We start from the raw sequence: 17,430 nt of genomic DNA, 5'->3' as shown, positions 1-17,430 counted from the left end.
CATTACAAAGATTGGTCATGTCAGAGAAAAAACTGAATCCAACGTGATCCTTAAAACAGGTAAAACATCAAAGATCATAGAAAAAAAAGGATATAATCATTTTAAATAAGACGGGTGACTCGTGTGAAGCAATTAAAATGGAGAACTGTAAATCCTGAAGAAACAAAAGCGATTGCTAAGCTGACGGCATCGTTTGCTAAACCGGGAGACGTCCTGACATTAGAGGGCGATTTAGGGGCCGGAAAAACGACTTTTACGAAAGGTTTTGCGGAAGGACTTGGAATTACACGTGTTGTAAACAGTCCGACTTTTACAATTATAAAAGAATATAACGATGGCACACTTCCTCTTTATCATATGGATGTGTATAGAATGGAAGATGAAAGTGAGGATTTGGGACTTGACGAATATTTTCACGGACAAGGTGTCTGCCTCGTTGAATGGGCTCATTTAATTGAAGAGCAGCTTCCAAAGGAGCGACTGCAGATTGTCGTTAAAAGAGCTGGCGATGATGAGCGGGAAATTACCTTTACTGCTGACGGGAATCGGTATGAAATGCTTTGTGAGGAGATAAGTGGACATGACAATATTAGCAATTGACACATCAAATTATACGTTGGGCATTGCGCTGCTTCGAGAAGACACCGTCATAGCAGAATATATTACATATTTAAAAAAGAACCACTCTGTAAGAGCGATGCCTGCTGTTCATTCATTGCTGAAGGATTGTGAGATGACACCGCAGGATCTTTCTAAAATTGTGGTTGCGAAAGGACCTGGTTCATACACAGGAGTCAGGATTGGCGTGACGCTCGCAAAAACGCTTGCCTGGTCTTTACACATTCCGATTACTGCTGTATCAAGCCTTGAGGCGCTTGCGGCAAATGGACGGCATTTTGACGGGCTGATCAGCCCTATCTTTGATGCCAGACGTGGACAGGTGTATACAGGTCTGTATGAATACAAAAACGGGCTTTTGGATCAAGTTGTTCCTGATCAAAATGTGATGCTGGCCGATTGGCTGGAGATGCTAAAAGAAAAAGAACGCCCTGTTTTGTTTTTAGGTCATGATACTTCCATTCACAAGCAGATGATAGAGGATGTGCTTGGACCAAAAGGGATCATTGGAGCTGCTGCTCAGCATAACCCGCGTCCTTCAGAATTGGGTTTTCTAGGGGCGGAAAAAGAAGCAGCTGATGTTCATGGCCTTGTCCCGGAATACTTGCGGCTGGCGGAAGCTGAAGCGAAATGGATTGAAAGTCAAAAGTAGGGTGATAGGATGAAAACAAAAGCAGCGGTCAGAAACATGCGGAATGATGATATAGATCACGTATACGAAATCGAAACATCCTCCTTTACGTCTCCGTGGACGAAGGATTCGTTTTATCATGAGCTGCTGGAAAATCCGTATGCTCATTATCTCGTGATCGAAAAGAACGGCCATGTTGCTGGGTATTGCGGGATTTGGATTGTGATGGACGATGCGCAAATTACGAATATCGCGATCAAACCGGAGTATCGCGGCCAGTCTTTAGGAGAAACGCTTTTTCGCTCAGCGATGGAACTGTGCAAAGAAAAAGAAGCAAGGCGGCTTTCGCTTGAAGTGAGGGTTTCTAATCATCCTGCTCAAGGCTTATATAAAAAGTTCGGGATGCAGGCCGGCGGAATAAGAAAGAACTATTATACTGATAACGGGGAAGATGCGTTAATTATGTGGGTGACGATAAATGAGTGAGCAAAAAGAGACTTACGTATTAGGAATTGAAACAAGCTGTGATGAAACGGCGGCAGCAATTGTGAAAAACGGGAAAGAAATCATTTCGAACGTAGTGGCCTCTCAAATTGAAAGCCATAAGCGCTTTGGAGGCGTTGTTCCGGAAATTGCTTCAAGACATCATGTTGAGCAGATTACTTTGGTCATAGAAGAGGCTTTTCGTAAAGCTGACATGACGTATAGTGATATTGACGCGATTGCAGTAACTGAAGGTCCGGGATTGGTGGGAGCGCTTCTTATCGGAGTGAACGCTGCTAAAGCATTGAGCTTTGCGCATAACATTCCGTTAATTGGCGTCCATCATATAGCCGGTCATATATACGCGAATCGTCTTGTAGAAGAGATCGTGTTTCCGGCATTGGCATTGGTCGTTTCAGGGGGCCATACGGAATTGGTCTATATGAAGGAACACGGATCATTTGAAGTCATTGGGGAAACGCTCGATGATGCAGCGGGTGAAGCTTATGACAAGGTGGCGCGAACAATGGGACTGCCGTATCCGGGCGGACCGCAAATTGATAAGCTTGCTGAAAAAGGGAATGGCAATATTCCGCTTCCTCGGGCATGGCTTGAAGAAGGCTCTTACAATTTCAGCTTCAGCGGGTTGAAGTCTGCCGTGATCAATACGCTTCATAATGCGTCTCAAAAAGGACAAGAGATTGCTCCGGAAGATTTGTCTGCCAGTTTCCAAAATAGCGTAATTGATGTCTTGGTGACGAAAACGGCGCGTGCGGCAAAGGAATATGGCGTTAAACAGGTCCTTTTAGCTGGTGGAGTAGCTGCAAACAGAGGACTCAGAGCAGCACTAGAAAAGGAATTTGCACAGCATGAAGGCATTGCGCTTGTCATTCCTCCGTTAGCGTTGTGTACGGATAATGCTGCGATGATTGCTGCGGCTGGTACCATTGCTTTTGAGAAGGGGATTCGCGGTTCATATGATATGAATGGCCAGCCTGGCCTTGAATTGACTTCATATCAAAGTCTCACGATATAATGGCGTGAGACTTTTTATCTTTTATTAACAGATAATTCTCAATTTATCCACATGTCTGTGAGTAATTATGGAGATATAGATGGATAAAGGGCTGAAGACACTGTTAATAAAGTGGATAAATTCAGAATATTTTGTGGATAATGTGTATAAAGCGCTTACTTTGTTTACCTAAAAGGTTATTTTCTGTGGATAAAAAGCACCTCGAAAAAGAGGTGCTTGACTTTTTTTAAGCTTCTTCTGTGGATAGTTCTTCCCATTCGGATAAAAGAATCTCCAGCTCCTGATTGAGTTTCTCGTTTTCTGCATGGATGTCTTGTACCTTTTCGTGATCTTTAAAGACTTCCGGGTCACAAAGCAATTCATCATTGCGGCTGATGTTTTCTTCAATGGTTTGAACAGTGGTTTCAATTTCTTCAATCCGCCGGAGCCGTTGGCGTTCTTTCTTTTTCCATTCTTTTTCTTCTTCGTAGGAACGTTTGGAGTCAGACTTTACCGTGGCGGGCGTTTTTTCTGTTTCCTCTTGCTGATTCATTTTCTCCAGTTCAAGCTGTTCTGTTTTTTTCTCCGTATAATAATCGTAATCGCCCAGATATTCTTCTATATGGTTTGAAGATAGCTCCAAGACTCTTGTGGCGATTCTGTTAATAAAATATCTGTCATGTGAGACAAATAACAATGTGCCTGGATAATCAATCAGCGCGTTTTCGAGAACTTCTTTGCTATCTAAGTCCAGATGGTTTGTTGGTTCATCAAGGATGAGAAAATTTGCTTTTTGAAGCATCAGCTTAGCAAGGGCCACTCTTGCTTTTTCACCCCCGCTCAGTGAATGCACGGGTTTCAATACATCATCTCCGGAAAACAAGAAGTTCCCGAGACAAGTTCTGATTTCTTTTTCCGGAAGCCCGGGGTACTCATCCCACAGCTCATCAAGGACACGTTTGGAGGAAGTCAGCTCAGCCTGCTCCTGATCATAGTAGCCGACACTGACATTCGAGCCGTATGAGATCGTTCCTTGATCTGGCTTCAGGGTGTCCATTAATGTTTTCAGCAATGTCGATTTACCGATCCCGTTTGGGCCGACAAGCGCGGCGCTTTCTCCTCTTGTAAGCATGAAGGACACTTCTTTTAAAAGCGGCGGCTGGTTTTCATAGCTGATTGTGAGATCTTGAACACGCAGGACTTCGTTTCCGCTCTGTTTTGTAATATCAAAATGAAAGTTTGCGGATTTTTCATCGCCGAGCGGTTTTGCTTTGACTTCCATTCGATCAAGCTGCTTTCGGCGGCTTTGCGCTCTTTTTGTGGTAGAGGCTCTTGCCAGATTTCGGTCTACGAAGTCCTGGAGCTTTGCGATTTCATCCTGCTGCTTTTCATACACTTTAAGATCTTTTTCATATTGCACGGCTTTTTGGTCGAGATAAGCGCTGTAGTTGCCGTGATACTTTTTACTTTCAGCTCTAGATACCTCGTATACTTGGTTTACCACTTTGTCCAAAAAGTAGCGGTCATGAGAAACGATGAGAATGGCGCCTGAATAGCCCTGCAAATAATGTTCAAGCCAGGTTAGTGTATCAATATCGAGATGGTTTGTCGGCTCATCAAGAATGAGCAAATCAGGCTGTGTTAACAGAAGCTTACCTAGGGCCAGTCTTGTTTTCTGGCCTCCGCTGAGGCTTTGCACCTGTGTCGAATCGTCAAAATGGCTGAAGCCGAGGCCATGCAGCACAGATCTGACATCCGCTTCATATTGATAGCCGCCTTTATCCTTGAAATCCTGCTGAAGCCGGTCATAGGTTTTCATGATGCTTTCCAATTCATCGGGATCAGCTGCCGCCATTTTTTCTTCCATAGCCCGCATTTCCTTTTCCATTGCTTTTAAGTGGTCAAAAACAGTCAGCAGCTCTTCTTTTATGGTAAGCTTAGAATCCAAGCCCGTATGCTGGGCGAGATATCCCATTGTAATATCTTTCGGTTTAATGACTTCGCCCTTTTCATACGATAGCTGGCCTGCGATAATTTTAAGCAACGTAGATTTTCCCGCGCCATTTCTACCTACAATGGCGATGCGATCACGATTTCTGACTTCCAGCTTTATATTGTTTAAAATAGTATCAGCACCAAATGATTTGGACAGCTGATTAACTTGTAAGATCATCATATTATTTCACCTCTGCTATAATAAGTTAAGTGTAGCTTATGAATCAGAAGTCAGCAAACAATACATTGGCCGAATAAGACATAGAGAAGAAAATAGTGTATGATCTTTTTAAGGAGAGTTTTAATATGAATGGATTTTCTCATTTTAATGAACAGGGAAGAGCCCAGATGGTGGATATAAGCGAAAAATCTTCGACTGTCCGTACTGCGGCGGCTGTTTCAAGCGTACACATGAAGAATGAAGTGTACGAGAAAATACAAAGTCACGATATCGGCAAAGGAGATGTACTGGCTGTTTCGCAGGTGGCAGGCATTATGGCGGCAAAGCAAACGTCCACTATCATTCCGATGTGCCATCCGCTTTCACTGAGCGGAGTAGATATATCGTTCGACTGGAAAATAAAAGAAAAAGAAGTTATACTTCATATAAAAGCACAGGTCAAAACGAAAGGGAGTACAGGTGTGGAAATGGAAGCGCTCACTTCTGCATCGGTGTGCGCTCTTACCGTTTACGATATGTGCAAGGCCCTTGATAAGGGGATGGTCATCGGCCCTACTTTCTTGCTGGAAAAGACAGGCGGGAAAAACGGTGACTTTAAAAGAGAACTATCCGAGTATAATTTGGAGGACCAAAAATGAATAAGGATCAATCAAAAATTCCGCAGGCGACGGCAAAAAGGCTGCCGCTTTACTATCGCTTTTTAAAGAATCTGCATGCGTCAGGAAAACAGCGTGTATCTTCCGCTGAACTCAGTGATGCCGTAAAGGTTGATTCTGCCACGATTCGCAGGGATTTTTCCTATTTTGGAGCTCTTGGCAAAAAAGGATATGGATATAACGTGGATTATTTGCTGTCTTTTTTCCGCAAAACGCTTGATCAGGATGAGATGACAGACGTCATCTTGATTGGTGTCGGGAACTTGGGAACGGCATTTCTTCACTATAATTTCACAAAAAATAATAACACAAAAATTTCTATGGCTTTTGATATAAATGAGAGTAAAATAGGAACTGAGGTAGGCGGCGTGCCCGTCTATAACCTTAATGACCTTGAACAGTACGTAAAAAATGAATCAGTTGCCATTCTAACAGTGCCAGCAGTTGCTGCTCAGCCTATTACAGACAGATTAGTCGCGTTAGGAATCAAGGGTATTCTTAACTTTACGCCGGCCCGCTTGAATGTGCCGGAACACATTCGAATTCATCATATAGATTTAGCTGTAGAGCTTCAATCACTGGTTTATTTCTTGAAGCATTATTCAGTTTTGGAGGAAATCGAATAGAGGGAAAGGAGGAGCCCACATATGCCGATCGGTCCTGGAAGCCTTGCTGTTATCGCAATCGTTGCTTTAATTATCTTCGGTCCTAAAAAGCTGCCTGAACTGGGGAAAGCAGCGGGAGACACACTTCGTGAATTCAAAAACGCTACTAAAGGATTAACGAGTGATGAAGAGGAAAAAAAGAAAGAAGATCAGTAGGTTAGGGTGACACGAATGAATGTGAATCAAATGTCGCTGCTGGAGCATATTGCTGAGCTTCGAAAACGATTGCTGGTTGTGGCGCTGGCGTTTGTCGTTTTTTTCATCGCGGGATTTTTCTTAGCGAAGCCGATTATTGTGTATCTGCAAAAAACAGATGAAGCGAAGGAGCTTACGCTTAACGCGTTTAACCTGACAGATCCGCTTTTTGTGTTTATGCAGTTTGCGTTTATCATCGGCATTGTTCTGACCTCCCCGGTTATTCTTTATCAGCTTTGGGCTTTTGTGAGTCCAGGCCTCTATGAGAAAGAGCGAAAAGTAACGCTCGGTTACATTCCGATCTCTGTTTTGTTGTTTTTAGCGGGCTTATCTTTTTCGTATTATATTTTATTTCCTTTTGTTGTTGATTTTATGAAGCGAATCTCTCAGGACTTGAATGTCAATCAGGTGATCGGAATTAATGAGTATTTTCATTTTCTTCTGCAGCTGACAATTCCGTTCGGACTGTTGTTCCAAATGCCGGTCATTCTCATGTTTTTGACAAGGCTTGGAATTGTGACACCCATGTTCTTAGCGAAAATCAGAAAGTATGCGTATTTTGCGCTGCTTGTGATCGCTGCCCTGATTACGCCTCCTGAGCTTTTGTCTCATATGATGGTCACTGTTCCGCTGTTGATTTTATATGAAATCAGTATTTTTATATCGAAGGCCGCCTATCGGAAAGCGCAGAAAAGCAGCGCTTCCGACCAGGACGTGTCTTCCGGGCAATAATAAAAAATCCATTTCTCATACGGAGAAATGGATTTTCTTTATTTCTGGTTCTTTTTGATTTTCAATGAAAAGGCGAACATCTTAAATGAAATGCTGATGTTGTAAGCGGCGAACACCATCAGCAGGATGGAGTAAAATGACCACATGCTGCCTGGCGAGCTTGCGGCAAGATAAGTAAAGATGCACCCTACGGCAAAATAGATCATTCCCCAAACGACCGGGTTTCTCATAGAAATAATCCTCCAATAATCAATTGCATTTGTGTGCTCTGCTGTTCAAGGTACTTCTGAACAGGTTCAAGCTGCATGATAACGACAAATGTATTCATCATGACATGGGCGAAAATCGGCACCCATATCCGTTTTGTCCTCGCATACAAGAAGGCAAAGGTAAAGCCCATAGCTGTATAAAGAAGAAGATGCTTCAAATCAGCGTGAACAATACCGAAAATAATCGAGCTGAGCAGTGCTGCAAAAAAGAAATTCGTTTTTTCGTAAAGCGCCCCGAAAATGATTTTTCTGAAGAGGATTTCTTCTAATATAGGCCCGACGATAGAAGAAACGATAATCATGAGCGGGACTGCCTGAATGACTTTAAGAATGGCTTGTGTATTTTCTGATTCTCTTCCGATGCCGAATATATAATATTCAATAGAGCCTGCTATTCCTTGAGAGAAAAGGGCAATGAAAAAACCGGCTATCGCCCAAAGGATAGAAAGCCCGACGGAGTCTTTCCGGCCGTTTCGCAACGTTGTCTTCGGAACCGTTCTCAGAATAAGCAGAACGACAACGAGACAGGCGATAAAGCTGATGACGGACCATAATCCTTGTGCGTGCAGCATGTTTTCCTTGGTAGGCTGTCCTCCGGCATAACCGAATCTAAATAACAAGGGAATCCCGATAAATGCAGAAAACTGCATAATGATATATGTCAAAATAATAAACCAATACTGTTTTCTCAAATGGTATGTACTCCTTTGTTAAATGGGTTTCGTTGTCTACAGCTATTGTAACATAATCAGAACGGGGGTGAAAAAGCTAAGGGATAAGGGTGCTGAAAAGAATCATGTAAGCGTGAAAATTTTTTTATCTTATCACTTGAAATTGGAAGTGAGATTCTTTATTATAAGAATTGTGTTAGCACTCTTTAGTGTTGAGTGCTAAAATTACATATTCATACTATTGAGGAGGTTATTACATTGTTAAAGCCATTAGGTGATCGCGTTGTCATTGAACTCGTAGAATCTGAAGAAAAAACTGCCAGCGGAATTGTGTTGCCGGATTCTGCAAAAGAAAAACCACAAGAAGGCAAAATCGTGGCAGCTGGTTCAGGTCGCGTGTTAGAAAGCGGAGAGCGCGTTGCTTTAGAAGTAAAAGAGGGCGACCGCATTATCTTCTCAAAATACGCAGGTACTGAAGTGAAATACGAAGGTACTGAATACTTAATCTTACGTGAAAGCGACATTTTAGCTGTTATCGGCTAATTCTTAAATAAACAAATACTTAAAAATTCGAGGAGGTTTTGTAAAAATGGCAAAAGATATTAAGTTTAGTGAAGAAGCTCGCCGCGCAATGCTTCGCGGTGTCGATGCACTTGCTGATGCTGTAAAAGTTACTTTAGGACCAAAAGGACGCAACGTGGTTCTAGAGAAAAAATTCGGTTCTCCGTTAATCACAAATGACGGTGTAACAATCGCTAAAGAAATCGAACTCGAAGACGCGTTTGAAAACATGGGTGCTAAGCTTGTTGCTGAAGTAGCCAGCAAAACAAACGATGTTGCCGGTGACGGTACAACAACTGCGACAGTTCTTGCGCAAGCAATGATCCGTGAAGGCCTTAAAAACGTAACAGCAGGCGCTAATCCTGTAGGCGTGCGCAAAGGTATGGAAAAAGCTGTAGCGGTTGCGATTGAAAACTTACAAGAAATTTCTAAGCCAATCGAAGGCAAAGAGTCTATCGCTCAGGTTGCTGCGATCTCTGCTGCTGATGAGGAAGTCGGAAGCCTTATCGCTGAAGCAATGGAGCGCGTAGGAAACGACGGCGTTATCACAATCGAAGAGTCTAAAGGCTTCACAACTGAGCTTGAAGTTGTTGAAGGTATGCAATTCGACCGCGGATATGCGTCTCCTTACATGGTAACTGACTCTGATAAGATGGAAGCGGTTCTCGACAATCCTTACATCTTAATCACAGACAAAAAAATCACAAACATTCAAGAAATCCTTCCTGTGCTTGAACAGGTTGTTCAGCAAGGCAAACCATTGCTTCTGATCGCTGAGGATGTTGAAGGCGAAGCACTTGCAACACTTGTTGTGAACAAACTTCGCGGCACATTCAACGCAGTTGCTGTTAAAGCTCCTGGCTTCGGTGACCGCCGTAAAGCAATGCTTGAAGACATCGCTGTCCTTACTGGCGGAGAAGTCATCACAGAAGATCTTGGCCTTGACCTGAAATCGACTGAAATCACACAATTGGGACGCGCTTCTAAAGTTGTGGTTACAAAAGAAAACACAACAATTGTTGAAGGCGCTGGCGAAACTGACAAAATTTCTGCCCGCGTGACTCAAATCCGCGCTCAAGTGGAAGAAACAACTTCTGAATTCGACAGAGAAAAATTACAAGAGCGTCTTGCGAAACTTGCTGGCGGCGTAGCTGTCATCAAAGTCGGCGCTGCAACTGAAACTGAGCTGAAAGAGCGTAAACTTCGCATCGAAGACGCCCTGAACTCAACTCGCGCAGCTGTTGAAGAAGGCATCGTATCTGGCGGTGGTACAGCGCTTGTCAACGTATATAACAAAGTGGCTGCAGTTGAAGCTGAAGGTGATGCTCAAACAGGTATCAACATCGTGCTTCGCGCGCTTGAAGAGCCAATCCGTCAAATCGCACACAATGCTGGTCTTGAAGGATCTGTCATCGTTGAGCGCCTCAAAAACGAAAAAATCGGCGTAGGCTTCAACGCTGCAACTGGCGAATGGGTAAACATGATCGACAAAGGTATCGTTGACCCAACGAAAGTGACTCGCTCTGCACTGCAAAATGCAGCTTCTGTAGCAGCAATGCTCTTAACAACTGAAGCTGTTGTCGCTGACAAGCCGGAAGAGAATGCTGGCGGCGGTGCTGGTATGCCTGATATGGGCGGCATGGGCGGTATGGGCGGCATGATGTAAAACCGACAAAAAACCTTTGATTTACAAGGGTTTGTCGGCAATAGACGTCATTTTTAATGCCCATTTGGTGCCATTTATAGATTTTCGAGGCTTCTCATGAGTTCATTGAACTTGTGAGGGGCTTTTTTTCTGTCTTTTGTGATTTGATTTTTCAGCACTGTTCTATATCAATTTTCAATAGTTTTAATAAATGGTAGGTAACCCCGATATGGACTATTCATTGTCATCTCTACCGGCTCAGGTTCCTGCTTGCCTCTTTGACAAACGGCTTACTGTAACTTCAGTAAACTGCGTTTCTGTTATGATTATAAAAAGGGTTTGAAAATTATTTATCCAAACTTTTTTTACCTCTCTCTATTGCAGACAGGAGACTATATTTGTATACTGTCGTACGACAAAAAAGCCCCGATTATCTAAATAGTGCCACCAACACTCTTAGACGGTTTCCCCTAGGGAAGGTCTGTAAAATCCTGTTAAAATGTCTATTTGTGTTGTTTTTTTAGCTGCTATAAGACGATGTTTTTCTTGCAATAAGGAAATCGTCTTTTTATGTTAAATATAAAGAGCGACATAATAATGACATCCGGTTCCCAATAATTTCCTATCGATGGGGTTAGGTTCTTCCAATAACATTTGATAAAATCCGTTCCGGACTCTATGAAGATAGACAACCTAATTATCAACTCTAATATTAGTTTTTTTATGATGATCAAGGAGGAATTAATAGTGCATTTTTCAGAAATGATAGATCGTTTGGCTTTATATGATTTACATAGAAAAAGAAGCAAAGATAAACATTTTTCTGCTGCTTTTACAGCCGATGTAGATGATAGAGAGGAATTTTACAGTGCAAATATAGCTGATGTTTCCATTGATTTGAATGAATCTAAAGAAAGTTATAGGGTTGGAACATTTAGTTATGAATCCTTAACTCAATCTGGGAATCTTGTTAATGATACTTTAAAAGGGGAGGTTTTTTTAAATGAAAATGACATAGATCAACCCAATGTCATCTTTGTACACGGCTGGCGCATGGATTCGTACAATAGGATCAAAAAAATATTTCATAATCGTATCATGAACGATTTAGGCTGGAACATGTATTATTATTGTCTTCCATACCATTTTGAAAGAGAACCGGAAAATTCACTGTATAGTGGCGAATTGATGATTAGTGCAAATATTGATCGTACAATTGAGTCGACAAGACAGGCCATTGTAGATTTACGAGCGTTAATTCACTGGATAAAAGCAAATAAAAAAGGCCCTGTTATCTTAGTCGGAGTAAGCCTTGGGGGATGGGTTACTAATCTAATTGTTACCCTAGAATCTCAAATTGATGCAGTGGTATCAATCTTTTATGCCAATCGCCTTTCTTATTCAATATGGAACACGATCCCAGGTAAATTCATAAGAGAAGAATTAGAACAAAATGGTGTGACCTATGAAGAGTTAATAAAATATTGGAATATCACAGATCCTAGCCAAGCCTTGCCGAAAGTTAATAAAGATAACATTCTGCTGATTTCTGCTAAACATGATCAGTATATTGACTTAAAAGATGCAGATTATTTATGGGAAAGTTGGGAGAAACCCACAAGATTTATCTACAATTGTGGTCATTCAGGTATTGTTCTTTATCACAAAAAGCTCGCAAATGATGCGCTTTCCTTTATACGGGAAAGGATACATACGGGAAAAAGTGGTTCAGTACATTTGTAAACCTTATAAGAAACGAAAGACCAACTGCGACTTCAGTTGGTCTTTCCTATTTATTAATAAAGAAACTGAGTGAGATTGATGACAAAACTACTATGCTTGCTAGTCGTTTTCTTTAATGACCCTTGCCAATAGTTCCACCTCACCCCGAATCCCAATCGCAGGCTCCCACGAATCAATCAAACGAATCGCCTTCTGATTGAATTCCATCGCTTTCGTTTTCTCTCCTTTACGATACAACAACTGCGCCATCCCATAATAATAATAGATCAACTCAACTTGATTCGCGTTATGTTTGTCATAAAGCATCTGCTCAAAGGCTTCTTCTGCTTTCTCAAACTGATCACACTTCACGTAAGCGACACCCAGATTGAAATAGGCTTCTATCGTTTTTTCGCCGCCGTACGTGGAGCTGATTTTATTTGCCGCTTCGTATAATTGAATGGCTTCTTCATCATGACTTCTCACAAAGCCTAAGTCACCGCGAACCAATAGAACCCTGTGTTGAATTGTAGGGGAAATCGGTTGATCTTCGATTTTGTTTAAAATGGTCTCTGCTTTTTCCTGTTGCCCGGCTTTTAAAAACAGCCTCGATTGCAGTGCGAGTCCCCAAACCTTTAGATCAAGGGCATCGTGATCTGCAGCGTCTGATTGTTCCAGAATCTTTAGTCCGGCATCAATTTGCTGAAGCGCCCCGTCTAAATCATTGACTTCCATCAGTGCCCAGCCTGCTGTGTCGATTCGGAAGAAAGCTTCTCGTGTGTGTTTGCCTAATTGGTGGGCAGCATCGGCGGCTTTGCATCCGTATTCGATTCGCAGGGGCAGGTTGATTCTGCTTAGAAAATGGCTGATGCGGGTGATGAGTTCGATTAGGAATTCTTTTTGTCTGGTTTCGCTTGTCCATTTGATGACCTTTAAGATATTTGGCCATTCTTGTTTCATTTGATCTAAGTTCCGCCCCAGCAGGTAGCTCCAATAGATAGAGTTGGGCTGTTCTCGCTTTAAATGGGTTTCGGCATACTCAATATAATAGTGAGCCCAGCGGCTGCGGGCTTCTTTTTCATATTCGTGCTGTTCGGACAAGTGCTGTTCTCCGTAAGCGACAACGGTTTGGTGCGCTAAGTATTGTGTCCTTCCTTCGCTTCGTTCCGGCTGAATCAGAGCATATGACCGCATTTGTTCAATCGCGTAATGAAAACGACGGGCGTCTAATCCGGCAGCTGCCGCCAGGCTTTTTTCATCCGGCGGCTTGCTGAAAAAGCATAGCACCTGCCATAGCTTTCTCGTATCTTCATTGCATCTGTCCCATGTGCGGCCAAAGAGGAACTCAAACAATTCCAACAGAGAGTAGCCTGCTTTTCCAAGTTCATGAATCAGCTGCTGAGCGGGAATGTCATCGTCTGACATATAGGCGATGCTGAGTGCCATGGCTTTCGGGTTTCCGGCAGTCGCTGATATGAATTCGTTCTTCAGTTCAGACGATAGATGTAACAGCTGTTCCAGCTTTTCCTGTTTATGTGGGAGGTTGCATGTTTGTAAGCAGCGATGCACTTCTTGATGAAAAAATACTAGGGCATCTGTTTGGTCAAGGCCGCTCAGCTGGATGGCTGCCATTTCTCTGGAGCCTTCCCGATAGGTTTGTTTTACGTTTTCTCGTGCTGTGAGGAGAACTTTAACACCTTGCGGAAGGCTTGTGATAAATTCGTGAATGTCACGTTCTGCGGTATCGATGCTGTCAACGATCAGCAGTACTGGTTTTTCTCTTGTGTAATTGGCTAATGCATTGCGGACGACGAATCGTTTTTCATTGATTGATTTATCGATTTGTTCAGCGCGTCCGAGCTGATAGGCGATCGTATTTAAAAAATCGCTAAAGCTCCGTCCTTTCCAATCAGCGCTGACCCAGATGATGCTATTGAATGCCGGCCAATCTGAAGTATCATCGACACAGGAATAGGCAGCTTCAAGAGCGATTGTGGTTTTTCCCATGCCGGCCCAACCGGTGATTAAACAGACTGGTGACGGAGAAAGCATCCATTGCCGTATCGCTTCCATATCAAAGCTGCGTCCGATAAAGCTCCCGGCCCAGCGTGACGGTAGGTTATGCGTGATAGGCTGTTCTGTAAGCGCATTCGTTTTTTGGACGGGGATATCATGAAACAGCCGTTTTACTGCTATTTCTATATCGTCATCAATCGGAGCTCCAAACGATCCATCTTTTCCTATCGTTTTTGCTTTTTTAAGACAAGACGCTACCCATACAGGCAATGCGGGTTTAATGACAGGAATGGTGGTGGTTCCCAGCAGGTTCATCAGCCACTCGATATCGAAGTCGGTCTTTTCGAGAATGATCCAGATCATCCCGAACAGTTTTCCGTCCTCAATTCTTCCGGGAATATAGTTTGCACCCATCTGCCCGATCCAGCTTTTGATCGTGTTAGAGGAGACTCCCAGCTGGAGTGCGATTTTATCTATATAAGACTGTCCTGTTTTTTCGTTCTTTTTCCTTCTGACTTTATAATCAGGATGAAGCTTGAGTGATTTGACGGCAGGTGCCAGCAGTTCTGCAAATTGTTTTCGGTTTTCAAGTTCAGCCATAAGCCTGCACCTCCTATTAGTACTATTTTATCAATCCAGCGTTTTTTGTATATGAAAAAATAAAAGTACAGTGCCGCTGTCCTTTTATACAGCAGGAAAGGCTGTTGAACGTCTTGAAAAGCAGATAAAATGGGGCAGTAACAGAGAAAACAAAAAATGTATGCACTTACATTTTATTTTCTAAAGAAAGGAATTTGCCAAATGACTCACACAGTACCTCAGAACATGAAAGCGGCTGTTATGCACAACACAAGAGAGATCAAAATTGAAACAATGCCTGTGCCTGACATCAATCATGATGAAGTGTTGATTAAGGTGATGGCTGTCGGAATTTGCGGATCGGATCTGCATTACTATACAAATGGCAGAATAGGCAACTATGTAGTGGAAAAACCACTTATCCTTGGTCATGAATGCGCGGGTGAAATTGCCGCAGTCGGATCGTCTGTCGAACAATTCAAGGTGGGAGACCGTGTAGCTGTTGAACCGGGTGTCACGTGCGGACGCTGTGAGGCGTGCAAAGAAGGACGTTATAACCTTTGTCCGGATGTACAGTTTTTGGCGACACCGCCAGTTGACGGCGCATTTGTCCAATATATCAAAATGCGTCAGGACTTTGTTTTTTCGATTCCGGATTCTCTTTCCTATGAAGATGCTGCTTTGATCGAACCGTTTTCTGTCGGCATTCATGCAGCGGCGAGAACGAAACTTCAGCCCGGATCAACTATTGCGATTATGGGAATGGGGCCGGTGGGGTTAATGGCTGTTGCGGCAGCTAAAGCATTTGGGGCAGGCACAATTATCGTGACCGACTTAGAGCCGCTGCGGTTAGAAGCTGCGAAAAAAATGGGAGCGACTCATGTCATTAATATCCGTGAACAGGATGCGCTTGAAGAGATTAAAACGATCACGAATGAAAGCGGCGTTGATGTTGCTTGGGAAACAGCGGGGAATCCAGCGGCATTGCAATCCGCACTGGCTTCTGTGCGCCGGGGCGGGAAACTGGCGATTGTCGGTTTGCCTTCTCAGAACGAGATTCCGCTCAGTGTGCCGTTTATTGCGGATAATGAGATTGATATTTACGGGATCTTCCGTTATGCCAATACGTATCCAAAGGGAATTGAATTTCTCGCTTCCGGCATTGTGGACACAAAGCATTTGGTTACGGACAAATATTCGCTGGAGCAGACGCAAGAGGCGATGGAGCGGGCGCTTCAATTTAAGAATGAATGCTTAAAAGTAATGGTGTATCCAAATCGCTGAGTGAACTGGGAGGGGCTTTGGATTCTCCCTCTTGTTTACTAGAAATGAAAACGGATTCTTGGGGTGGGAAATGATGATTGAAACAGAAAAAGCAACGGCATTAAAAGCGAAGCATCATGGCCTGTCCTGGTTTGAACGAATCGGATATGGATTCGGTGATATGTCGTATAATATTGTCTTTCAGTTTGTAAACGCATACCTATTATTCTATTATACAGATGTCGGCGGCATTCAGCCTGCGGTGATCGCCACTTTGTTTCTAGTTGTCCGGGTGCTGGATGCTATTTTTGACCCAATCATGGGATTGATTTTAGACAAAACAAATACACGGTGGGGAAAGGCAAGGCCATATCTGCTGTGGGTGGCATTTCCTTTTGCGTTATTTACGTTTTTATGTTTCACGACGCCTCATTTCGGTGAGACGGGGAATATGGTATATGCGTACATCACCTATATTCTGCTTGGGATGTCCTTTAGTATGCAAACGATTCCGGTGAACAGCTTAACGGGTCGGATAACGAATTCTGTGGAGGAACGAACGGTTCTGACCACAACCCGGATGATTTTGGTCTATATCGGCATCCTTTTATCCATTTCCTGTGCGACACCGCTTGCAACTGCTATCGGAGGAGAGGATCAGGCGTTTGGATTTCAGATGACGGCGCTCATTTATGCGACGGTCAGCATCGTTTTGAATCTATTCAGTTTCTATACTGTACGGGAGCGGATTCAGCCTGAAAAGAGAAAAAAACAGGGGATCAAAAAGACGTTATCCGTTTTATTCCGAAACAAACCTTTGCTTATGTTAGTTTCATCATTTTTAGCTTTTGCGATGGGATTTAATATTAAGCTCAGCACGATGGTGTACTATTTTACGTATAACGTCAATCATAAAGAATTCGTGTTTTTGGGAACCGTTTTATTTTTCGGAGCAGCGCTGATCAGCAATCTGTTTATTCCTTTCTTTTCTGGGAAGTGGGGCAGAAAACAAGTCATGATCATCACGGCGGCTCTATCGCTTCTTTCTTACGCGGGCCTTCAGTTTACATCGTATTCTTCGATTCCGCTTATTTTCTTTTGGCTTTTCGTTTCTGGATTTTTCACGACGCCTTTGAATACCCTTGCTTGGGGAATGGTTGCCGATTGTGTCGATTATGCGGAATGGAAAACCGGAGTCCGGGCCGATGGCGTGGTGATTTCGAGCATGAGCTTTATTAATAAGCTGGGTGTTGCGTTAGCCGGGTCATTTTCGGCCATTTATTTAGGAATCGCCGGGTATGTCGCGAATACCGATCAGACGGCATCGTCATTGAATGCGATTAAAAATATGAATGCTTTGATTCCGGGATTATTCATTTTGCTTTCTATTATTCTTATCGCCTTTTATCCTTTAACTGAAAAAAGATATAAGCACATCATCTCTGAGCTGGAGCAAAGGGCTGTAAGATGAGTATACGTAAAATTTAAAATATTCCATGAAAACGGTTGTATTTATGACAGAAAGCACTATAC

18 protein-coding genes and 1 pseudogene (1 of these 19 only partly in view) are annotated in these 17,430 nt (G+C 43.0%); 15 read left to right on the top strand and 4 right to left on the bottom strand.

What is annotated here, in order from left to right; all coding sequences use genetic code 11:
* The 5 genes in view from thiL to tsaD are tightly spaced (at most 14 nt apart) and all read left to right on the top strand, a layout consistent with a single transcriptional unit that may run on beyond the window.
* Positions 1–109: the end of a thiamine-phosphate kinase gene (gene thiL, locus ACMX2I_RS18800; RefSeq protein WP_414957979.1), read on the top strand. It extends 869 nt beyond the left edge of the window; only the last 109 of its 978 coding nucleotides appear in the window; the start codon falls outside the window, past its left edge; it ends in the stop codon at positions 107–109.
* Positions 110–123: 14 nt separating this feature from the next.
* Positions 124–600: a tRNA (adenosine(37)-N6)-threonylcarbamoyltransferase complex ATPase subunit type 1 TsaE gene (gene tsaE, locus ACMX2I_RS18795; RefSeq protein ID WP_414957978.1), complete on the top strand. Its 477-nt coding sequence runs from the start codon at positions 124–126 to the stop codon at positions 598–600.
* Complete coding sequence (gene tsaB / locus ACMX2I_RS18790) at positions 581–1,270, top strand: tRNA (adenosine(37)-N6)-threonylcarbamoyltransferase complex dimerization subunit type 1 TsaB (protein WP_414957976.1); 690 nt, start codon at positions 581–583, stop codon at positions 1,268–1,270. The genes tsaE and tsaB overlap by 20 nt, the downstream gene beginning before the upstream one ends.
* Positions 1,271–1,279: 9 nt before the next feature.
* Positions 1,280–1,735: a ribosomal protein S18-alanine N-acetyltransferase gene (gene rimI, locus ACMX2I_RS18785; protein WP_414957974.1), complete on the top strand. Its 456-nt coding sequence runs from the start codon at positions 1,280–1,282 to the stop codon at positions 1,733–1,735.
* Positions 1,728–2,768: a tRNA (adenosine(37)-N6)-threonylcarbamoyltransferase complex transferase subunit TsaD gene (gene tsaD / locus ACMX2I_RS18780; RefSeq protein WP_087991307.1), complete on the top strand. Its 1,041-nt coding sequence runs from the start codon at positions 1,728–1,730 to the stop codon at positions 2,766–2,768. The genes rimI and tsaD overlap by 8 nt, the downstream gene beginning before the upstream one ends.
* Positions 2,769–2,994: 226 nt before the next feature.
* On the opposite strand, the gene ACMX2I_RS18775 is transcribed toward tsaD, so the two are convergent.
* Positions 2,995–4,923 carry an ABC-F family ATP-binding cassette domain-containing protein gene (locus ACMX2I_RS18775; RefSeq protein ID WP_087991308.1) on the bottom strand — a complete coding sequence of 643 codons (1,929 nt, stop codon included), beginning with the start codon at positions 4,921–4,923 and terminating at the stop codon, positions 2,995–2,997.
* Between the two features lie 125 nt (positions 4,924–5,048).
* Here ACMX2I_RS18775 and moaC point away from each other — a divergent pair, with 125 nt between their 5' ends.
* From moaC to tatC, 4 genes are read left to right on the top strand one after another with little or no spacing between them, the layout of a single operon-like run.
* Positions 5,049–5,561: a cyclic pyranopterin monophosphate synthase MoaC gene (gene moaC / locus ACMX2I_RS18770; RefSeq protein WP_414957971.1), complete on the top strand. Its 513-nt coding sequence runs from the start codon at positions 5,049–5,051 to the stop codon at positions 5,559–5,561.
* Positions 5,558–6,205, top strand: coding sequence for a redox-sensing transcriptional repressor Rex (locus ACMX2I_RS18765; RefSeq protein WP_087991310.1), 648 nt, complete (start codon positions 5,558–5,560; stop codon positions 6,203–6,205). Before moaC ends, ACMX2I_RS18765 begins: the two co-directional genes overlap by 4 nt.
* Before the next feature lie 21 nt (positions 6,206–6,226).
* On the top strand, positions 6,227–6,400 hold the full coding sequence (gene tatAY, locus ACMX2I_RS18760; protein ID WP_003234072.1) for a sec-independent protein translocase protein TatAY: 174 nt from the start codon (positions 6,227–6,229) through the stop codon (positions 6,398–6,400).
* 6 nt (positions 6,401–6,406) lie between these two features.
* Positions 6,407–7,171, top strand: a complete 765-nt coding sequence (gene tatC / locus ACMX2I_RS18755) for a twin-arginine translocase subunit TatC (protein WP_333561761.1) — start codon at positions 6,407–6,409, stop codon at positions 7,169–7,171.
* A 38-nt stretch (positions 7,172–7,209) separates the two neighbouring features.
* Here the strand turns inward: tatC and ACMX2I_RS18750 are convergent, their stop codons facing one another.
* Positions 7,210–7,401 carry a YdiK family protein gene (locus ACMX2I_RS18750; RefSeq protein WP_087991312.1) on the bottom strand — a complete coding sequence of 64 codons (192 nt, stop codon included), beginning with the start codon at positions 7,399–7,401 and terminating at the stop codon, positions 7,210–7,212.
* Positions 7,398–8,132 carry a CPBP family intramembrane glutamic endopeptidase gene (locus ACMX2I_RS18745; protein WP_289346578.1) on the bottom strand — a complete coding sequence of 245 codons (735 nt, stop codon included), beginning with the start codon at positions 8,130–8,132 and terminating at the stop codon, positions 7,398–7,400. Before ACMX2I_RS18745 ends, ACMX2I_RS18750 begins: the two co-directional genes overlap by 4 nt.
* 237 nt (positions 8,133–8,369) lie before the next feature.
* Here ACMX2I_RS18745 and groES point away from each other — a divergent pair, with 237 nt between their 5' ends.
* The 4 genes and pseudogenes from groES (at position 8,370) to ACMX2I_RS18725 (ending at position 12,060) form a co-directional block, all read left to right on the top strand.
* Positions 8,370–8,654 (top strand): co-chaperone GroES, encoded by a 285-nt coding sequence (gene groES, locus ACMX2I_RS18740; RefSeq protein ID WP_003155970.1) that lies wholly within the window; start codon positions 8,370–8,372, stop codon positions 8,652–8,654.
* 46 nt (positions 8,655–8,700) lie between these two features.
* Positions 8,701–10,338 (top strand): chaperonin GroEL, encoded by a 1,638-nt coding sequence (groL, locus tag ACMX2I_RS18735; RefSeq protein ID WP_087991314.1) that lies wholly within the window; start codon positions 8,701–8,703, stop codon positions 10,336–10,338.
* A 603-nt stretch (positions 10,339–10,941) separates the two neighbouring features.
* Positions 10,942–11,226 (top strand): annotated as a pseudogene (locus ACMX2I_RS18730) (abhydrolase domain-containing 18); the annotation flags it as partial.
* 144 nt (positions 11,227–11,370) lie between these two features.
* The gene (locus ACMX2I_RS18725) at positions 11,371–12,060 is read left to right on the top strand and encodes an alpha/beta hydrolase (RefSeq protein ID WP_414958360.1); all 690 of its coding nucleotides are present in this window, start codon (positions 11,371–11,373) and stop codon (positions 12,058–12,060) included.
* A 99-nt stretch (positions 12,061–12,159) separates the two neighbouring features.
* Here the strand turns inward: ACMX2I_RS18725 and ACMX2I_RS18720 are convergent, their stop codons facing one another.
* Complete coding sequence (locus ACMX2I_RS18720; RefSeq protein ID WP_414957967.1) at positions 12,160–14,655, bottom strand: NB-ARC domain-containing protein; 2,496 nt, start codon at positions 14,653–14,655, stop codon at positions 12,160–12,162.
* A 201-nt stretch (positions 14,656–14,856) separates the two neighbouring features.
* Between ACMX2I_RS18720 and gutB the strand changes: the two genes are divergently transcribed.
* Entirely contained in the window at positions 14,857–15,918 is a 1,062-nt protein-coding gene (gene gutB / locus ACMX2I_RS18715) for a sorbitol dehydrogenase (RefSeq protein WP_414957965.1), read from the top strand.
* Positions 15,919–15,991: 73 nt separating this feature from the next.
* A complete protein-coding gene (locus ACMX2I_RS18710; protein WP_414957963.1) occupies positions 15,992–17,368 on the top strand; it encodes an MFS transporter in 1,377 nt (458 codons plus the stop codon).
* Positions 17,369–17,430 lie beyond the last annotated feature (62 nt).

This window comes from Bacillus sp. SW14, from assembly GCF_047608225.1.
Lineage (GTDB): Bacteria > Bacillota > Bacilli > Bacillales > Bacillaceae > Bacillus > Bacillus subtilis_G.
This window is presented reverse-complemented; position numbering and strand designations above follow the sequence as displayed.